Genomic DNA, 17,046 nt, shown 5'->3' with positions numbered 1-17,046 from the left:
ATGAATGAAACATCTCAAAGGTTTTCGAGGAAAGTATTTTAGCCTAGCAGCGATACTTGCTTTAAATGCTACGCTTACTTTGGCAAGTGATGTCCAAAGTGCTGTAGACACTGAAAAGCAACTCTATACGCCAAAAGCTGAAGCATCCTCAGAAACAACAGAAGTGCTCGAAGAGAGCAGCGCGCCTGTTGTGGTGATCTCGAAGAAGATCAAAGCTCAAAAGTCTGAAGTTTACACCGCTTCTAAATCCTTGGTCAGTGCGACCAATGTCACCGATAATGTTAGCATTATCACCTCCGAAGAACTCTCTCTCAAAGGCATCACCACCGTTGTTGAAGCGCTTAACACGATTCCTGGTATTAGTATAACCTCCAGTGGAGGACTTGGTGCGACCAAAAGTATTTTTATGCAAGGTATGTCCAATAAATATACGCTTTTGATGGTAGATGGTGTTCGATACAACGATCTCAATAGTATTTCAGGGGCTGATTTTAGTCATCTTTTAGTCGGTGATATTGAACGTATTGAAGTGATCAAAGGAGCGCAAAGTGGTGTGTGGGGCGCGGACGCGGCTGCGGGTGTTATAAACATTATCACCAAAAATGCTCAAAATGGTACGCATGGAAGTGCTGGGGTTGAAGTTGGAAGTTACGGGCATAAAAGTATGAATACTTCCATTTCACATAAAACTGATAAATTTGACGTTATGCTTTCTGTACAACGAGTGGTAGAAGATGGGTTTACAACGTATGCTCCTAATGGAGAAGATATAGACCAGTACGAAGATGATTCGTATCGAAATACAACCGTTAATTTAAAAGTCGGTTACTGGATAGATGAATATAATCGCATAGAAGCGGGCTATCACGATATTAATGCGTTGAATAATTATGATGGATATAGTTACGCACTAAGTGCAACAGATCCTAATTCGATAGAACAAAGTGACACTCATCAACGTTCTGGCTATCTAACGTATAAATATTTTATAGCCAATCATGCCATTGAAACAACATTATCTCAAAACCAAGTCAATAAAAAAGAGTTAAATGCAACATCGGGTGTGAAAGAGTATGAAGGCAGAGTGCCGTCCATCGAAGTGAAAGATACCTGGAAATATGATGATAACAGTGCGCTTGTTTTTGGTGGAAGTTATGAAAAACGAGAGCTTGATTATACGCAAGTGGGTGTTGATGAAGAGAGCTATGATGAAAATGCAAAAGCACTTTTTGTGAACAATACCAATAAACTGGGCAATGTGGTTTTAACACAGGCACTTCGTTATGATAAGTACAGCGCTTTTGAAGATAAAGTAACAGGAAAAGTCGGTGCCAAATATCTCTTTAGCAATGATTTTAATCTGTATGCTAATTATGGAACAGCCTATAGAACACCTGCTATTTTTGATATGATCAATCTCTGGGGAACCAGTAACCTTGATTTAAAACCTGAAAACATTAAGAGTTTAAATGTTGGTATGCAATATGCTGGATTGAACATTAATCTCTTTAGAAATGAAATTGAAGATATGATTAGTTGGAACAATACGACGTACATGAATGAAAACATTAATGGAACATCAACATTAAAAGGTATTGAACTCTCCTATGAACAACAACTCTTCCAATCGTTACTGGCAGGTGCAAACTACACCTATGTGGATGCCAAAGATGAAGATGGCAATAGATTGGTTAACAGACCACGTTACCAGTCAACGCTTTATGCAACCTACTTACCAATGAAACAATTAGCCGTGAATGTCAATGGTTCATATATTGGATCTCGTAAAGATGTTTCAACCGAAGAGACAGGCAACTATTTTGTTGCCAACACCAAAGTAACCTATCATGCTAGCAAAAACTTAGATGTTTATTTCAAAGTCAATAACCTCTTTGATCGTTACTACCAAACCGTGTACGGTTACGCGTCGGCTGAGCGAAGCTATTATGCAGGCGTTGAGGCGAGATTTTAATGAAGCTAAACCTACGACCTTACCTGTGGTATAAACTGCTCAATTCCCTCTTTTTTGGGCTTGCGGTGGGGAGTGTTTTTGTGCTTTACACGCCGCTTGAGCCTTCGGTGTTTTCACTCGGAGGCATTGGGCTTGCCATTGGTTTGCTCGTGGTGGCAAAAGTGTACGAGAAGATGATGAATCTTCTCGTTTTTTACCGTGTGACACTTTTTGTAGAGTTTTTAGCGCTTTTGATTGTGGTGAGTTTTCTTCTGTTTCGCTACAGCTATAGCAGTGTTTTGTTTATCTATATCTCGTACCAACTGACATTTGTGTTTGGCAATTACCTGATGCGCATTGAAACACTGGCTTTGAAACGTACCATTTTGCTCTCCTTTGCGGATGTGCTCAAGCAAAAGGGTTATTTGATCGGTATGGTGCTTTCGTATCTGTTTTACAAAGACATTGAGTGGTGTGGCATAAGTGATAAACAAGAGCAGGTGTATGCTTTACATGTAGGACTTTTGGTTATTCAAATCGTCATTATTTTTCTTGTTTTTAAGGCATTTCGTCCGCGTTGAGCCTCTCTTTCAGGAATTTATGATTACAATTCATTAATTTGAAATGTTAAGGATTGTGCTTGCATCGTGAAGAGAACACGTTGTTTCATAGATTCATTGCGAGCTATGAGCAGTATAAAGAGAAAAAAGCCTTTGTCTATAAAATAGGCGATCAAGAGTTTGAAGTCAGTTACGAGAAATTATTTGAAGATGTTTTAATTCTTTCACGTGCTTTAAAAGCCAAGAAGGTCACAAAAGGTTCCAAGGTGATGTTTTTGTGTGACAACCGCTATGAGTGGATGGTCACCGATCAGGCGTTGATTGCACTTGGCGCCATCGGCATTCCTAGAGGCTGTGACACGCCAACGCAAGAGCTAGAGTATATTCTCTCCCATTCAGGTGCCGAATTTTTAATCATTGAAAATGAGAGTGTGTATGCAAGACATGAAGCGATGCTAAATGCGTTTAAACTCAAAGCCATTTTCATTGTCGAAGCTCCCAATGTTCACTCCCTTTTAAGCAACCTCTACTCGTACAACGATATTTTAAAAGATCGCACGATTCATGCAGATGAGGTTGAGGTGTTTATCCAAGGTAAAGATGCGCTCGATGAGGAAGATCCTGTCACACTTATTTACACTTCAGGCACGACGGGCACACCTAAAGGGGTGATGCTGAGTCATAAAAACATTATGTACAACGTGCGCGAAATTCCGCCATTGATTGCGCTTCAAAGTGACGATGTGTGGGTTTCGATTCTTCCTTCGTGGCATATTTTCGAACGTGCGGCCGAATACGTAGCTCTTTCGCAAGGGTGCTGTACGGTTTATTCGACCATTAAAACCTTTGCAGCCGATTTGGAGCAGTACAAACCGACCATTGTAGCGACCGTGCCAAGACTGTGGGAGTCGATGTACACACGCATCATGACCACACTGGAGAAGAAAGACCCTAAAAAAGCCAAGCTTTTTAACAAACTCGTTGCCATTTCAGCCGCCTACCGACATGCGGATCGCGTTTTAAACGATGAACTTCCCTGTTATCAAAAGCCCTCATTAATGCTTACATGTAAAGATAAAACCATTGCGTTTGTGACCCGTTTAGCGCTTTATCCGCTCTATATTTTTGCTCAAAAAAAGCTGGCACTCGTTCAGGAAAAATTTGGGGGAAGACTACGCCTTGCCGTCAGTGGTGGCGGTGCTTTGCCTGATTTTTTAGATGCGTGGATTGATGCCATCGGTATTCGCATCGTCAATGCGTACGGCATGACGGAGTGTGCTCCTGTGATCTCAGGACGTGCTCTTCAATGCAATACCTTTTCAACACTCGGTCCTGCTGTTCATAATACAACGCTTAAAATCGTGAACAAAGAGGGTGCTCCATTGAGCGCAGGTGAGATAGGTGACATTTGGGTGAAAGGCGAGCAGGTCTTTAAAGGTTACTACTGCAATCCTGAAGAGAATGTCAAAAGTTTCAGTGAAGATGGTTTCTTTAAAACAGGTGACCTTGGCAAATTGACACTCAAAGGCGAGCTGGTCATCACAGGACGCTCCAAAGAGCTTATTGTCTTAGCCAGTGGCGAAAATGTCGATCCGACGCGCATCGAATCAACGCTCTCCATGTTACCCTTCATTACCGATGCGATTTTAGTGGGACACACCAAAAAAGGGTTGGGTGCGCTCATCGTGCCTGATTTTGAAAAGCTTAAAGAGTATGTTGCTTTAAATTTCAACAAAGTGGTGCACAGCATTGAGCAAGTGATGGACGATAAACAGATCGTGGCGAAAATCAAAAGTGAGATGAACGATCTATTACATCAAGGACAAGGATTTAAGCCCTTTGAAAAGTTGCAAAATATCCACTTTTTGGACAAAGAGTTTACCGTAGGCGAAGAGTTGACCAACACCTTTAAGAAAAAACGCCACGTCATCGAGAAAAAGTACAAAGAAATCATCGATAAATTTATACATTAAAGCATTTCGTGCCATAATGGCATCAAAGCCTTTTTAAGGCGTTTTTGACGAAGGAGAACAAATGGCAAAAGTCACATCATACGGTGCCGCTTCCATGGTTACGGGTTCGTGTCATCTCTTGGAGATTAACTCCATCAAAATTATGATGGATTGTGGGATGATTCAAGGGGAGCTGTGGAAGAGCAACTATGAGCCTTTTGGGTTTGATCCTTCTTCGATTGATTATCTCATTTTAACGCATGCGCATAACGATCACATTGGGCGGGTTCCTAAGCTCGTCAAAGAGGGGTTTCATGGCGAGATTATTGCCACGGAAGCGACGTTGGATATTGCTTACATCATGCTCTTAGACAGCGCCAATTTGTTGCAAGAAGAGTACGAGACACAGCTTCGCAAAGCGTTGCGCAGAGGGGAAGAGGCCAGTGTGATTGAGCCTCTTTACACCAAAGAGCATGTCGAACAGGTTTTCACCCACAAAATACGTCGTGTGCAGTATGATGAGATCATCACCATTGCCCCTTTTTTAAAGCTAAGCCTTCATAATGCAGGACATATTATGGGAAGTGCGTTTGTTGAGATTAATTATGAAGAAGAGAGTGTCTCCAAAACCGTTGTCTTCTCAGGAGATTTAGGCAGTAAAAATCGTCTTCTTCTTAATGACCTTGCCCCGATTTCCCATGCGGATACCCTTTTTATTGAATCGACGTATGGCGATCGAGAACACCGCGCACTTAAGCAGAGCATTCAAGAGTTCAAAGACGCCGTCGTTTCGACCCTAAATGATGGTGGAAATATCGTCATTCCCTCCTTTGCACTAGAGCGAACGCAAGAGATTTTATGGCTGTTGCATCAGATGCACCAAGAGGGGCTTTTGCATAATTGTCATGTCTTTTTAGACAGTCCTCTAGCGATCGAAGCGACCAAAATTTACCAAAAATACCCTGCGCAAATGAACCAAACGGTGGGTTTACATGTAAGCTTAGGCGATGACCCTTTTGCGTTCCCACAACTCAAACATACGCCACGCCGTAAAGATTCTATGAACATTAATGATGTCGATAAACGCGCCATTATCATCGCAGGAAGTGGCATGTGCACGGGTGGGCGTGTGTTGCATCATCTCAGACAACGCATTTGGAATCCTAAAAATGCCGTTATTTTTGTCGGTTTTCAGGTGAAAGGAACGTTGGGGCGCGATATTATCGATGGGGAGCCTTTTATTCGCATTTACGGTGAAGATATTAAGGTGCGCGCCAAAATCTATACGATCAATGGTCTCTCAGCCCACGCCGATAGAGCGGATATGCTCGCTTGGATTAAACACATTGGAGGCTTGGCGATGATCCATCTGATTCACGGTGAAGTAGACAAAATGGAGCTTTTTAAAGCTTATTTGAAAGAAAATGTCGACAGTAAGGTGCATATTGTCAAAAAAGCAGAAACAATTTACCTTTAAAATTGACAAGGGCGATTTGAAAATGTTATAGTTTATGTTGACTTCGTTTATTGCTACCTCGTAGGGTCTATAAGCTTAATGCCTTTGTTGCTGATGTCGTAAAATAGCTTTAGAAAGAGTCTTTGAAAATGTTTAAAGCAATGCTGTACCGTGTCTCCTTATTGCAGGCTTTAGCCGTGATGATTATTATCGCATTGCTATTACCTCTCCCCCTTGTTGTGCTAACGTATGTCAACAGTACTTACCAAAATAAACAAGAAGCTTTTACCGCGCTCAATACTAAAAAATTCAATCTCTCTTCTGCTATTTTTAGCGAATCGTTATGGAATTTTTACCCCGAACTGGGTCAAAAGATGCTCGATCAACTCCTGCTTGATCCGAGTGTGCAGTTTGTCTATGTCAAAGATAACGAGGGAAAGCTCTTTTTGGGATGGGAAAACAAAGCGAAAATTTCCAACAACGATGACACACTTTTTTTGAACAAATTATTGGAAAAAGAGGGCGTTATGATTGGCTCATTGGAAATGGGCTTTAAACGCCAAGACCTTGTGGATTCCATACTCTCTGATATGACGCTTTTTGGTGGCATGATCTTTTTACAACTGCTCTTTTTAATTACCGTTATTTCATGGATTTACTACTACAAAATTATCCGTCCGATTCGCCGTTTGGTCGGGCACTCCACTCTTTTGGCACAGCAGAAACTGGATGAGCCTTTTTTATGGGATGAAAACGATGAGATCGGCACGCTTGGTTTTGCGCTAGATAAGACACGCATCAAGCTCAAAAGCTTTTTTGAAGCACTCAAACATGAAAATGAGATACTCGATGAAAAAGTTAAACAGCGCACCAAAGAGCTTGAAGATGCGAGTCGTTATAAGTCCGAATTTTTAGCCAATATGAGCCATGAAATTCGCACACCGATGAATGCTATCATGGGAATGTCGCATTTGATGAGCAAGACAGCGATGAACAGCACGCAAGTGGGGTATGTGGCTAAAATCAAAGAGGCATCTTCGGTTCTGCTTCGTATTATCAACGATATTTTGGATTTTTCAAAGATCGAAGCGGGGAAAATGGATGTTGAATCCATCGCATTTGATCTGCACAAAGAGCTTAAAAAAAGCTGTTCGATCTTCTCTGTGCTTGCCAAAGAGAAAGGGATCGATTTTCAGTGTGACTTTGTGGAAACCAATCGCTTTTTCAAGGGCGATCCGTGCAAGATTATGCAGATTGTCAACAATTTTTTAAGCAATGCGATTAAGTTTACCAAAGAGGGCGCTGTTGTATTAAGCGTGGAAGAGCAGATCCATGATGAGCAGACCGCCACGCTTACCTTTCATGTCAAAGACAGTGGCATCGGCATCGCCAAAGAGAAACAGTCACTTCTGTTTAAAGCCTTTGCTCAAATAGATGCTTCCATCACACGAAAATACGGTGGAACGGGGCTTGGACTGTACATCTGCACACAGCTTGCAGATATGATGCACGGGCGCATTTCTTTGGAGAGTGAGGAGGGCAGAGGAAGTCTTTTTAGCCTTACACTCACACTTCCGCTTGCCAAAGGCATTGATATACAGCATGAAAACAGTTCTCTTGATTATGAACCGTTGCATCTTTTAGTGATTAGCGATCAGAAAAAAGTCAGCGAAGCGTTAAGTGAGCTTATTCGCTCTTTTGGGTTTTTGTCACCGTTTGCAAAAGCAGTGATGATGTCAGTAGCATGCTTCAAAAAGGAGATGAGAGCTTCCATCTGGCTATTTTGGATTATGAGCTGGCTAAAAAAGCCAATGGGGTTGATTTTTACAGGCAATTGGTAGACAAAGTCGGCATGGAGGCACTTCCTCCATTCTTAATGGTGGCGAGCAATGATGATGCGGAGCTCAAAGAGCGCATTTTGTGCACAGGCATCAAAGCGTTACTCAAAAAACCGATCAATCCTTCAATGCTCTACGATGAAACCGTCTCATTATGCGCGCTCAGAGCGCAAGTGCCACTGTTTGACCCTTCCAAGATCAACCTCTCTTCCAAACGTATTTTGGTGGTAGAAGACAACGACATCAACCTTGAAGTGGCAACGTATCTGCTCAAAGAGACACATGCCAACGTTGAAGTAGCGCGCAATGGGCTTGAGGCGGTGGAGATCATTCAAGAGCAAGTTCACCCGTTTGATCTCATCTTGATGGATGTCCAGATGCCATTGATGGATGGGTATGAAGCCACACGTATCATTCGCAAAGAGCTCAATCTCCTAACTCCTATCGTTGCGATGACAGCCAATGTGATGATCCATGATATTGAAAAATGCCTTGCGGTCGGCATGGACGCGCACATTGGCAAACCTTTTGAAGTGGGAGACTTTTATGGTACGCTCTTGGAGGTTTTACATGTAACCGTTGCCATGAAGCCAAAACCGCAACTTATTGCTCCCAAAAGTGCGAAAACTCTTTTTGCAAAGCAAGAGGCTATTAAACGTTTAGGTGGAAAAGAGGCGCTGTGGGGGAAGCTTTTTAGAAGCTTTTTTGAGACTTATCTTCAATTACCTGAGCGATTGCACGCTTTGATTGCAGCAGAAAACAGAATCACCTTGTTGGATTATGTGCATACCACCAAAGGGCTTAGTGGCACGGTTGGATTGATTCAGTTGGAGCAGAGCCTTGGGGCATTAGAGCGTTCAGTCAAAGAAAAAAATAGCTTTGAAAATCTTCCTTTAGACACAGTTTTAAAAGAGCATCATGCGCTGATGAGCGTTCTGCGAAGCGAGTATGAAAAGCTAAGCACACCTTCTTCTTTGAAGCAAATCCATTTTTCATTTGAAGAGAAAAAGGTTTTAGAGTCTCTTTTGGTAGAGCTTCAAACGGCATTGGAACTCTCCAATGTCTCCAAAGTGACGTTTTTGTTGGAACAACTTTTTTCCCATGGTGAAGTAGCAGGTAAGGCATCGTTTAAAGAGCTCCTTTTTACATGTAAACAGTTTGATTTTGAAGCAGCCTTACACCATGTAGAGCGTTTAAGTGAGGAGATAATCAATGGCTAAAATTTTAGTCATCGATGACACGCCAGAGTATCTTGAAATGCTCAGTTCTCTTTTGAGCGAGCATGAAGTGTATGCCGCGAAAGAGGGCAAACGAGGGCTTAGTTTGGCAGAAACGGTGATGCCTGATCTCATTTTACTGGACATCAATATGCCTCTAATGACTGGGTATGAAGTGTGCCGTAGGCTTAAAACAATGGAGAAAGTGCGCGCAATTCCTGTCATCTTTCTCACTGCCAATGAGGGCAGTGATTATGAAGAGATCGGGTTCAATTTAGGTGCGGTCGATTTTATAGCAAAGCCGTTTCATGCAGGACTTTTAAAAGCCAGAGTCAAGACGCACGTCTCGTTATACCAACTGCAATCTAACCTGCAAAGCCAAGTGGCAAATCAAACCGAAGAGATTCGCAAGCTCAACCATGAAATGACCTATCTCTCCGCTTCGATTGCAGAGCTCAAGTCTAAAGAAACAGGCGAGCATTTAAGACGTGTCGCGGAGTTTTGTTACCTCTTTTGCAAGTTTTTAGGCAAAGATGAAGCCGAATGCGAAAAGATCAAAATGGCAGCAGTGCTTCATGACATCGGTAAAGTGGGCATTAGCGATGAGATTTTGAATAAGCCTGCAAAACTGGATGATGATGAGTGGGAGATTATGAAAAATCATTCACTGCTTGGCTATGAGATGCTCATCGACTCTGAGTTTGAGCTGATGCAACACGCTGCGATAATTGCGCTTGAACATCATGAGCGTTGGGATGGGCAAGGGTATCCGCATGGAAAGAAAGGTGAAAACATCTCATTGATTGGGCGTATCTGCGCGGTGGCTGATGTGTTTGATTCACTGTTAGACAAACGCGTTTACAAAGATCCTTGGGAAGAAAAAGCCGTACGAGACTATTTTGTGATGATGCGTGGAAGCCAATTTGACCCGCATATAACCGACATTTTGCTGGAAAATTTTGATATGTTTCTTTACACATGGAAAGCGCTTAAAAGACCCAAAGGAAAACGATGCGACATGGTTTAATCCTCGCACTTTTTGCTCTTTGTGTGTATGCCGAAGTCTTTAAAGTCTACACGGAGCAGAACCCACCGTATAATTTTATGGAAAATGGTACAGTGACGGGACGCTCCACCAAGCTTTTGAAAGCCCTTTTCCAACAGTGCTCTCATCAGATAGAAGGGGAGCGTATTTGGTTTTTGCCATGGGTTCAAGCATATCATGAAGCGTTACATGTAAACAACAGTGTGATTTACAGTACCGTTCGAACACCTGAACGTGAAATGCTTTTTCAATGGGTTGGTCCCATCGGAAAGATGACACTGGGCATTGTCGCTAAAAAACGAACGCATATTCGTATCGCTTCATCTGAACAGTTGCAACGTTATAAAATTGCGACGATTCCAGATACAGCTTCTGAGAAACTTTTGATCAATCTAGGTGTTGATGAAGCAGTGTTAGAGCGATTTGGGCAGGTTTCTTCCCAAATCAAAAAGCTGGCGCAAAACCGTGTGGACGCCATTGCATACAGTGTGGATGGAACGTTTAGCATACTTGAAGAGATGGGCTATGACCCCAATGATTACGAAGTGGTCTATTTGCTCAAAGAGAGCGATCTTTATTTTGCTTTTAACAAAGAGACCCATCCTCAAACCATCACCGCACTCAATGCAACACTCAAAACCCTCTTAAAATAGCACCAAAAATTTCTTTAGAATTTTTTCAAGAGAAGTAGAGTATAGTTCAAAAAAGTATAAAGGAGCGATCATGAATATTAATGCTACGTCTATGACAGCCATGTCCAACTGGATGAACAACAGCGCTCAAAATGTCGCCAATGTCAACACCGATAACTATAATGCTACACAAACGACCATCTCCAACCAAGGTAACGCGGTAGTTGCGCAAAGCAGTCAAACCGAAAATAGTACCGATCTAGCAACCGAGTTTACTGATCAAATCGCACTTGAAACGAATTTTGAAGCCAATACTAAACCCATCCAAGCCGAAGATGAGATGATCGGCAGCCTTTTGGATATGAAAGCTTAATACCCCATCACCATCGCATCGCTCTACGAGATGGTGATGGTTCTTCTCATCCCTTATTTTCTTTACATGTAAAGATTTTATCTGCAAAATTCCCCTAGTCTTTCATCCTCTCTTCAAGCTTTTTTGCCCAAAACGAGATGGGGTATGTTAGCATGAGATAACCAATGCCAAGCGGTATGTAGCTCTCTAATGTCGAGTAGGTGTACGCATTGACCTCTTGGGCATTCATGGTAAGTTCACTAATCGAGATGATGGAAAGCAAGGATGAATCTTTGATAATGGAAGCAAATTGACCCGTAAGAGGAGGGATAATTCTTTTGTAGGCTTGTGGAAAAATGATATAGAGATACGCTTGAAAAGAGGTAAACCCCAGTGATTTTGCTGATTCGTATTGATCTTTATGGATACTTTGTAAACCCGCTCTGATAATCTCACTCACATAGGATCCTGAAAACATAGCGAGGATAACCGTTCCTACGATATAGCGATTGTTAAAGCCAAGATTGTTTGCAAAAACATAGAAAAATATCAAAATTTGTACCAAAAGAGGCGTTCCTCTGATAAGCTCTATATAAAAACGCGAAAAAAACCGCAAAAGAATCACCTGTGAGTTCTGCCCATAGGCAAAGATAATCCCTATGATAAGGCTTAAAATCAAGGCAAAAAAGGAGATACCTATCGTCATGAAAAAGCCATCTATAAATTTTTGTTTGTATGCATAGATCGTATCCCAATGAAACTCATAAGAGATAGAGGTAAACATACCATAGCAGATGGCGGTGATGATACAAAAGAGAACTAAGAAATTAAAGATATAAACGCTTTTCTTTAGTTTTACGTTCTCTTTTTGGTCAATCTCTTGTATGAAAAAATCTTTTACATGTAAAATCGTTTTGCCTTAGAAGAAAAATACAATGCCAAGCTCATCAAACGTAGCTCTAGCCTCTGTGAGATATTTTTTGGATAATGCATCAAACGTACCGTCGCTTTTAGCGTGTTTGATAAAAGCATCGATTTGCTCTTTGAGCTTATCATTGCCTTTTTTGATCGCCATACCCCAGTATTCAGGCTTTTCTTGAAAAGGTTTCAAAAGTGCAATGGTCGTGCTTTTATGGTTTGCCCAATTTTTATAAACAGTCAGTTGGTCGTATAAAAAACCATTAGCTTTGCCTTGTATCACTTCCAATACCGCGGCATTTTCTTTATCAAAGACTAAAAGTTCGGCATTTTTGAGGTATTGGTTTGCATAAATATGCCCCGTTGTACCTTTCTTAACAGCAATCTTTTTGCCCTTTTGATTTAAATCATCTATACTTTTAACACCGCTTGTTTTGTTGGTTAAAATCGCCAAGTTTGATTGAGCGTAGGGAATCGAAAAATCTATCGTTTTTTGACGCTCATCCGTAATCGTCATCGAAGAGATGACAAGGTCAACTTTCCCAGTTTTCAAAGAGGGGATCAACCCATCCCAAGCGATATTTTCTATTTTGACCTCACGCCCTAGATATTTTCCCAAAGCCTTTGCCAAATCAACACTCACGCCACTTGGCGTTCCATCTTTATCGCTCATTTCAAAGGGCGGATATTGTAATTCCATACCAACGATAAGTGGTTTTTCTGCTGAATTTACAAACGTTGTAAAAAGACTGAGCCCAATGAGAGCGTTGATAATTTGCTTAAACATCATTTTCCTTTTTAAGAAATTTCTCTATTGTATTAAGAGTTTTCTTAGGTATTGGTTAGGGAATCCAAGAAAAAAAACGTCATGGCTTGGCTTTTAACGTTACATGTAAAGATATTCCCTACTTAAAAAGCCAGTGCCTTCTTGTGCCAATCTTACGCTGTTTTCTTCTAACACTTACCATCACTTTTCAAAAAAATGCTCATTTTGATACGATCAACCCTTAAAAGCATTGTGCTTTGCTTATCTGTATTGGAACACTGCAATGATAAATTTTTAAGGTTTAGAAAAGGTAAAAATTTGTACTAATAAAGGTGGAAACTGTCCCCTTTACTAACTTAAATTAGCCTTTGACACATTATATGACGATATATTTTGGAGGAATATAATCTGTTAGCCAAACATTATTTTCACTCAAATAAAATTTATATCCATCTTCACACATAGCTTTACAATCTATTCGCATGACTATAGGCTTACCATGTCTTTGAGCAACATTGATAGCAGTTTGTTTATCGGCAGATAAATGAACATATTGTCTACTCATCGATTTAATGCCCTCTTGCATAATTTTATCTAGATTCTTTATTGCAGTACCGTGATATAGAACACTAGGCGGATTCGTAGACAATACATTTAAATCAATATCAATTGAATGTCCTTGATTTGCTCTGATGGTATTATTTTTGATAATAAATCTTTGCTTATCGCTTGTTTTGACAACTTCATTGAGTATCTCTTTTGTTAAAACAAATTCTTTTGTTTTGCTGATCAGTTCATCAATATTTGCCCAGCCGTTATTATCAAGTATAAGACCTATACTGTCAGGCTTGTGCCTTAAAATATAACTGAGGTATTTTGATATTTGACTTATATCCACGTTTATTCGCCTTCTTCAGTTTTAAGAAAAATTTCATCGGTGAGCTCGACATCTTTACAGATAATATCGATAATAATGCATCCCTTTTTTCTAGGGTGAATAACGATAGAATTTTCCCCATAATGTGGTAGCCATTTAAAGCTATCAAAAATTACTGTATAACACTCCATTATGTAGTTCCCTATAGGAAGTAATTTATCGCCATTCTGCCGTCTTAAGTAAAACTTCATCACTTAATGTTACGCCTGTACATATAACATTAATTGCAGTATTTGCAGTGGTAAAAAATTGACACAAATGCCTATTTTTATACATAAAAGTAAAACTCGTTTTTTGCCAATATTCATTCCATTTTTTTGCTTGTTCACTGTGAGTTATCTCAAATAAAACATCAAATGACATCTTTTCGTCAGTATCACAATCAAATGTTGAACATGCAACACCCGGAAAAGCACTTTTACAAAAACTTGAAATGCCATCAAATATATAACTTCTTTTGGCAAAAGGATATTCCTTATTCGTTTCATCATGTGGGTTGTCATAATGTATAGTCACTACATTTGCATCCACACTAACATGATTCTCACCATAAGGGGGTAACCATTCATAACTATCGAAAATCGTTGTATAACACTCCATTATTTAGCTCCTTTGGGGGGTGTTGAAGTACCGTCTAGAGGCAAGTCACTTTTTTTAAGTTGATCTTGTGCTAAATCATTAAATGTTTTTCCACCCATATTCGGAACTTCAACAAAATAGGGGTCAGTTACCACCTTAAAACACCCTAAAAATCTTAATAAATCATAACTGTTTTTCTCTATTATTTGCTTTAAGCAACATTGGAATTTTGAGCCACCATCCCACAATGAGCCTGATAGATTTCACTTGAATAACCTTGGTTGGAATGAAAGAGTGCTCTAGCAATAATAATCAGTTTTTTCATAACAGCAATTTGTATCAAAGTCGTATGTTTACCTTTTTCTTTAAGCCTGTCATAAAAGCATTTCATCTCTTCATTAAAGCGAATCGCTACCATTGTCCCCATAAATAATGACCTTCGATACAGTTTATTACCCGCTTTTGAAATGCGTGTTTTTCCTCTAACCGAAGTACCTGAGGTTTTTTCAATTGGGTCAAGTCCTGCTAAAGAGATAATCTGTTTTTGATTGGCATTGGGATATTTTAGAAAAAGATGGATTAATGCAATCGTTGCAATATCGCCAAGTCCTTTGATAGTTTGGATACTTTGGTATTTCAACGCTAATTTACTATCTTTAGTGATGAGTCTTTTTATTTCATCAATCGTATGCTGTTCTTTTTGTTTAAAGGCTTGAATCTCTTTTTCCAAAGCTTTTTTTAAAGAAGAGGTACTCTCTTTATGCTGCAACTTCTCTAAGTGATTGCTTGTTTGGACTCTTTGTTTTACCAACAGTTGATAGTAACTCATCAAGTCATTGATTTGCTCTACAATCACATCCATCACAGGAATATGAATCTCTTCTTCTTTTGCCAGTATTCCTGCTTGGCAGAGCATTCTAGCATCTACTTTGTCAGTTTTATTACGAATCGATAGCGCTTTAGCAAAGTTATGAGAAGCCTTTGGGTTGATCTTAAAGACTCGAATCTGTTTATTAGCACAAAAAAGCTCCAAGGTGCTACTATAACTTGATGTTGGCTCGGTAGTGTTCAAGATTCTGTGTCAACATCGGATAATTCCTAAAATTGTATCATAAGTTTAAAGCGTCATCAAGCCGTCCCTCAAAGTGAATGGCTAATTGAGAGATTGTTAAGCTCCAGTTTCTAATTGGCATAGTCCATTTTTGCTGGGCATTTTGAATCCCCATATAAAGTAGTTTTAGCAGGCTATCATCATTGGGAAAAGCACCTTTGGTTTTCGTTAGAGTTCTAAACTGGCGGTGGACTGATTCGATGATATTAGTTGTGTAAATAACTCTACGTATATCTTCTGGATATTGGAAGTAGACAGATAAATTATCCCATTTATTTCTCCAAGATTGAAAGACGATAGGGTATTTTTTACCCCATTTTTCTTCCAACTTATCAAGCTCAAATTCTGCTTCTTCTTTGGTAAAAGCTTGATAGACGGCTTTGAGTTCTTTAGCAAATTGTTTTTGATAAGCAGAGCCCACATATTTGAGACTGTTGCGTATTTGGTGAACTACACAGAGTTGCACCTCCGTATCTGGAAAGACTGAGTTTATCGCTTCTGGAAAGCCTTTAAGCCCATCTACCGAAGCAATGAGGATATCTTTAACGCCACGGTTTTGCAAATCGGTAAGCACCTGTAGCCAGAATTTGGCGCCTTCACTTTCATTGAGGTAAAGTCCCAAGACTTCTTTCTTGCCATCCACTCGAACACCAAGCACTGTATAAAATGCTTTTGAGATGTAGCGACCATCCTCTTTTACTTTGTAGTGAATGGCATCTAAGAATATAAATGGATACACAGCTTCTAAGGGTCTTGTTTTCCACTCTTGAAGCATTGGTATTATCTTGTCGGTTACGGCGCTTATAGTGGCTTTAGAGAAGCCTACGCAGTAAAAATCCTCTATGTGTTTGGCTATTTGGGAATAGCTATTGCCAAGTGCGAAGAGAGAAAGAATCTTCTCTTCGATTTCACTCGTCATGCTGGTCTGGTTTTTCTTTACGATTTCAGGTTCAAAGCTACCGTTACGGTCTCTTGGAACATCAAGTTCAAAGGCACCATGATCGCTTTTCATAGTCTTTGAACTATAGCCATTTTTTCGATTTCTATTGAGGTCTTGGGAGAGGTGCGAATCTATCTCAGCTGCTAGCGCGGCTTCGGTTAGCTGTTTGATGAGTGATCCTAAGGCTCCATTTGAGCCACCAATACTCTTGCCGGCTTTAATATCTTGAGCAAATTGCTCTACGTCTATTTCTATCTTCATATCTGTGTCCTTGGGTATTTGTTATTTTACCCGATTGACACAGAATTCTGAACGGTCCCGTTGGCTCATAGACAAACACGAGGGAATCGTGTTCTTTTTTATAAAGTTTTTTCAATTTGGAAAATAACTGCGTAAAGCCTTTAACCGTATTGGCTATTTCTATCTCTATACCACCTTGAGGTATAAACACACTTACTGTTGACTTAGAGACATCCAATCCGATAAAATTATCCATGATAAACCTCCATGACATGATTGGAGAGTTTGGTAGGCAAGAGGATAATTCCTCTTGCTGATGATTCAACCTTATTGCACATTAACTTCGCCTCGTACAATACAGTCTAACCTCAAAGTTGACTTTGTTACCACTCAAGTTTTTAGTGCAATCACTTAACTGATCCTCAAGCTAATTCTATTTTTAAGATAAGAGAACTGCTCTGGGCTAAACCCAGCATCTTGACATCCCAAACTCTATGAGTAACTGTATAACTTTTTGGCTTTTTTCATTATACGAGAGCTAAACTTTTAACT

General features: G+C 40.1%; 18 protein-coding genes. 9 read left to right on the top strand and 9 right to left on the bottom strand.

Annotation, left to right across the window (positions count from 1 at the left end):
* Positions 1-4: 4 nt before the first annotated feature.
* The 9 genes from SMUL_RS10395 to SMUL_RS10355 all read left to right on the top strand — a co-directional run bounded on the left by SMUL_RS10395 (position 5) and on the right by SMUL_RS10355 (position 11,024).
* Complete coding sequence (locus tag SMUL_RS10395; RefSeq protein WP_025345192.1) at positions 5-1,972, top strand: TonB-dependent receptor plug domain-containing protein; 1,968 nt, start codon at positions 5-7, stop codon at positions 1,970-1,972.
* A complete protein-coding gene (locus tag SMUL_RS10390; protein WP_025345191.1) occupies positions 1,972-2,532 on the top strand; it encodes a hypothetical protein in 561 nt (186 codons plus the stop codon). Before SMUL_RS10395 ends, SMUL_RS10390 begins: the two co-directional genes overlap by 1 nt.
* Positions 2,533-2,591: 59 nt before the next feature.
* Positions 2,592-4,484 carry an AMP-dependent synthetase/ligase gene (locus SMUL_RS10385; protein WP_025345190.1) on the top strand — a complete coding sequence of 631 codons (1,893 nt, stop codon included), beginning with the start codon at positions 2,592-2,594 and terminating at the stop codon, positions 4,482-4,484.
* 61 nt (positions 4,485-4,545) lie between these two features.
* Positions 4,546-5,940, top strand: a complete 1,395-nt coding sequence (locus SMUL_RS10380) for an MBL fold metallo-hydrolase RNA specificity domain-containing protein (RefSeq protein WP_025345189.1) — start codon at positions 4,546-4,548, stop codon at positions 5,938-5,940.
* 128 nt (positions 5,941-6,068) lie between these two features.
* The gene (locus SMUL_RS16700; RefSeq protein ID WP_025345188.1) at positions 6,069-7,760 is read left to right on the top strand and encodes an ATP-binding protein; all 1,692 of its coding nucleotides are present in this window, start codon (positions 6,069-6,071) and stop codon (positions 7,758-7,760) included.
* On the top strand, positions 7,664-8,977 hold the full coding sequence (locus SMUL_RS10370) for a response regulator (RefSeq protein WP_084613122.1): 1,314 nt from the start codon (positions 7,664-7,666) through the stop codon (positions 8,975-8,977). Before SMUL_RS16700 ends, SMUL_RS10370 begins: the two co-directional genes overlap by 97 nt.
* Positions 8,970-10,001 (top strand): HD-GYP domain-containing protein, encoded by a 1,032-nt coding sequence (locus SMUL_RS10365; protein WP_025345186.1) that lies wholly within the window; start codon positions 8,970-8,972, stop codon positions 9,999-10,001. Before SMUL_RS10370 ends, SMUL_RS10365 begins: the two co-directional genes overlap by 8 nt.
* Positions 9,986-10,672, top strand: a complete 687-nt coding sequence (locus SMUL_RS10360; protein WP_025345185.1) for a substrate-binding periplasmic protein — start codon at positions 9,986-9,988, stop codon at positions 10,670-10,672. Before SMUL_RS10365 ends, SMUL_RS10360 begins: the two co-directional genes overlap by 16 nt.
* Before the next feature lie 70 nt (positions 10,673-10,742).
* Positions 10,743-11,024 carry a flagellar basal body rod C-terminal domain-containing protein gene (locus SMUL_RS10355; protein WP_025345184.1) on the top strand — a complete coding sequence of 94 codons (282 nt, stop codon included), beginning with the start codon at positions 10,743-10,745 and terminating at the stop codon, positions 11,022-11,024.
* Positions 11,025-11,118: 94 nt separating this feature from the next.
* On the opposite strand, the gene SMUL_RS10350 is transcribed toward SMUL_RS10355, so the two are convergent.
* The 9 genes from SMUL_RS10350 to SMUL_RS10320 all read right to left on the bottom strand — a co-directional run bounded on the left by SMUL_RS10350 (position 11,119) and on the right by SMUL_RS10320 (position 16,750).
* Positions 11,119-11,787 carry an amino acid ABC transporter permease gene (locus SMUL_RS10350; RefSeq protein ID WP_084613121.1) on the bottom strand — a complete coding sequence of 223 codons (669 nt, stop codon included), beginning with the start codon at positions 11,785-11,787 and terminating at the stop codon, positions 11,119-11,121.
* Between the two features lie 135 nt (positions 11,788-11,922).
* The gene (locus tag SMUL_RS10345) at positions 11,923-12,708 is read right to left on the bottom strand and encodes a transporter substrate-binding domain-containing protein (RefSeq protein WP_025345182.1); all 786 of its coding nucleotides are present in this window, start codon (positions 12,706-12,708) and stop codon (positions 11,923-11,925) included.
* Between the two features lie 355 nt (positions 12,709-13,063).
* Entirely contained in the window at positions 13,064-13,585 is a 522-nt protein-coding gene (locus SMUL_RS10340; RefSeq protein ID WP_223809691.1) for an RNA 2'-phosphotransferase, read from the bottom strand.
* 2 nt (positions 13,586-13,587) lie between these two features.
* Complete coding sequence (locus SMUL_RS17195; RefSeq protein ID WP_158506027.1) at positions 13,588-13,755, bottom strand: hypothetical protein; 168 nt, start codon at positions 13,753-13,755, stop codon at positions 13,588-13,590.
* A gap of 25 nt (positions 13,756-13,780) precedes the next feature.
* Positions 13,781-14,224, bottom strand: a complete 444-nt coding sequence (locus tag SMUL_RS10335) for a hypothetical protein (protein ID WP_025345180.1) — start codon at positions 14,222-14,224, stop codon at positions 13,781-13,783.
* Positions 14,224-14,358 carry a hypothetical protein gene (locus SMUL_RS17690; RefSeq protein ID WP_280938037.1) on the bottom strand — a complete coding sequence of 45 codons (135 nt, stop codon included), beginning with the start codon at positions 14,356-14,358 and terminating at the stop codon, positions 14,224-14,226. The genes SMUL_RS10335 and SMUL_RS17690 overlap by 1 nt, the downstream gene beginning before the upstream one ends.
* A 56-nt stretch (positions 14,359-14,414) precedes the next feature.
* Positions 14,415-15,275 carry an IS110 family RNA-guided transposase gene (locus SMUL_RS10330; protein WP_084613120.1) on the bottom strand — a complete coding sequence of 287 codons (861 nt, stop codon included), beginning with the start codon at positions 15,273-15,275 and terminating at the stop codon, positions 14,415-14,417.
* Between the two features lie 37 nt (positions 15,276-15,312).
* Positions 15,313-16,515, bottom strand: coding sequence for an IS256 family transposase (locus tag SMUL_RS10325; RefSeq protein WP_025343245.1), 1,203 nt, complete (start codon positions 16,513-16,515; stop codon positions 15,313-15,315).
* Entirely contained in the window at positions 16,472-16,750 is a 279-nt protein-coding gene (locus tag SMUL_RS10320; protein ID WP_025345178.1) for a hypothetical protein, read from the bottom strand. The genes SMUL_RS10325 and SMUL_RS10320 overlap by 44 nt, the downstream gene beginning before the upstream one ends.
* Between the last annotated feature and the right edge of the window lie 296 nt (positions 16,751-17,046).

Origin of the sequence: Sulfurospirillum multivorans DSM 12446, assembly GCF_000568815.1 — a bacterium.
GTDB lineage: Bacteria > Campylobacterota > Campylobacteria > Campylobacterales > Sulfurospirillaceae > Sulfurospirillum > Sulfurospirillum multivorans.
The sequence above is the reverse complement of the archived record's forward strand: the minus strand, read 5'-3'. Positions and strand labels throughout refer to the sequence as shown.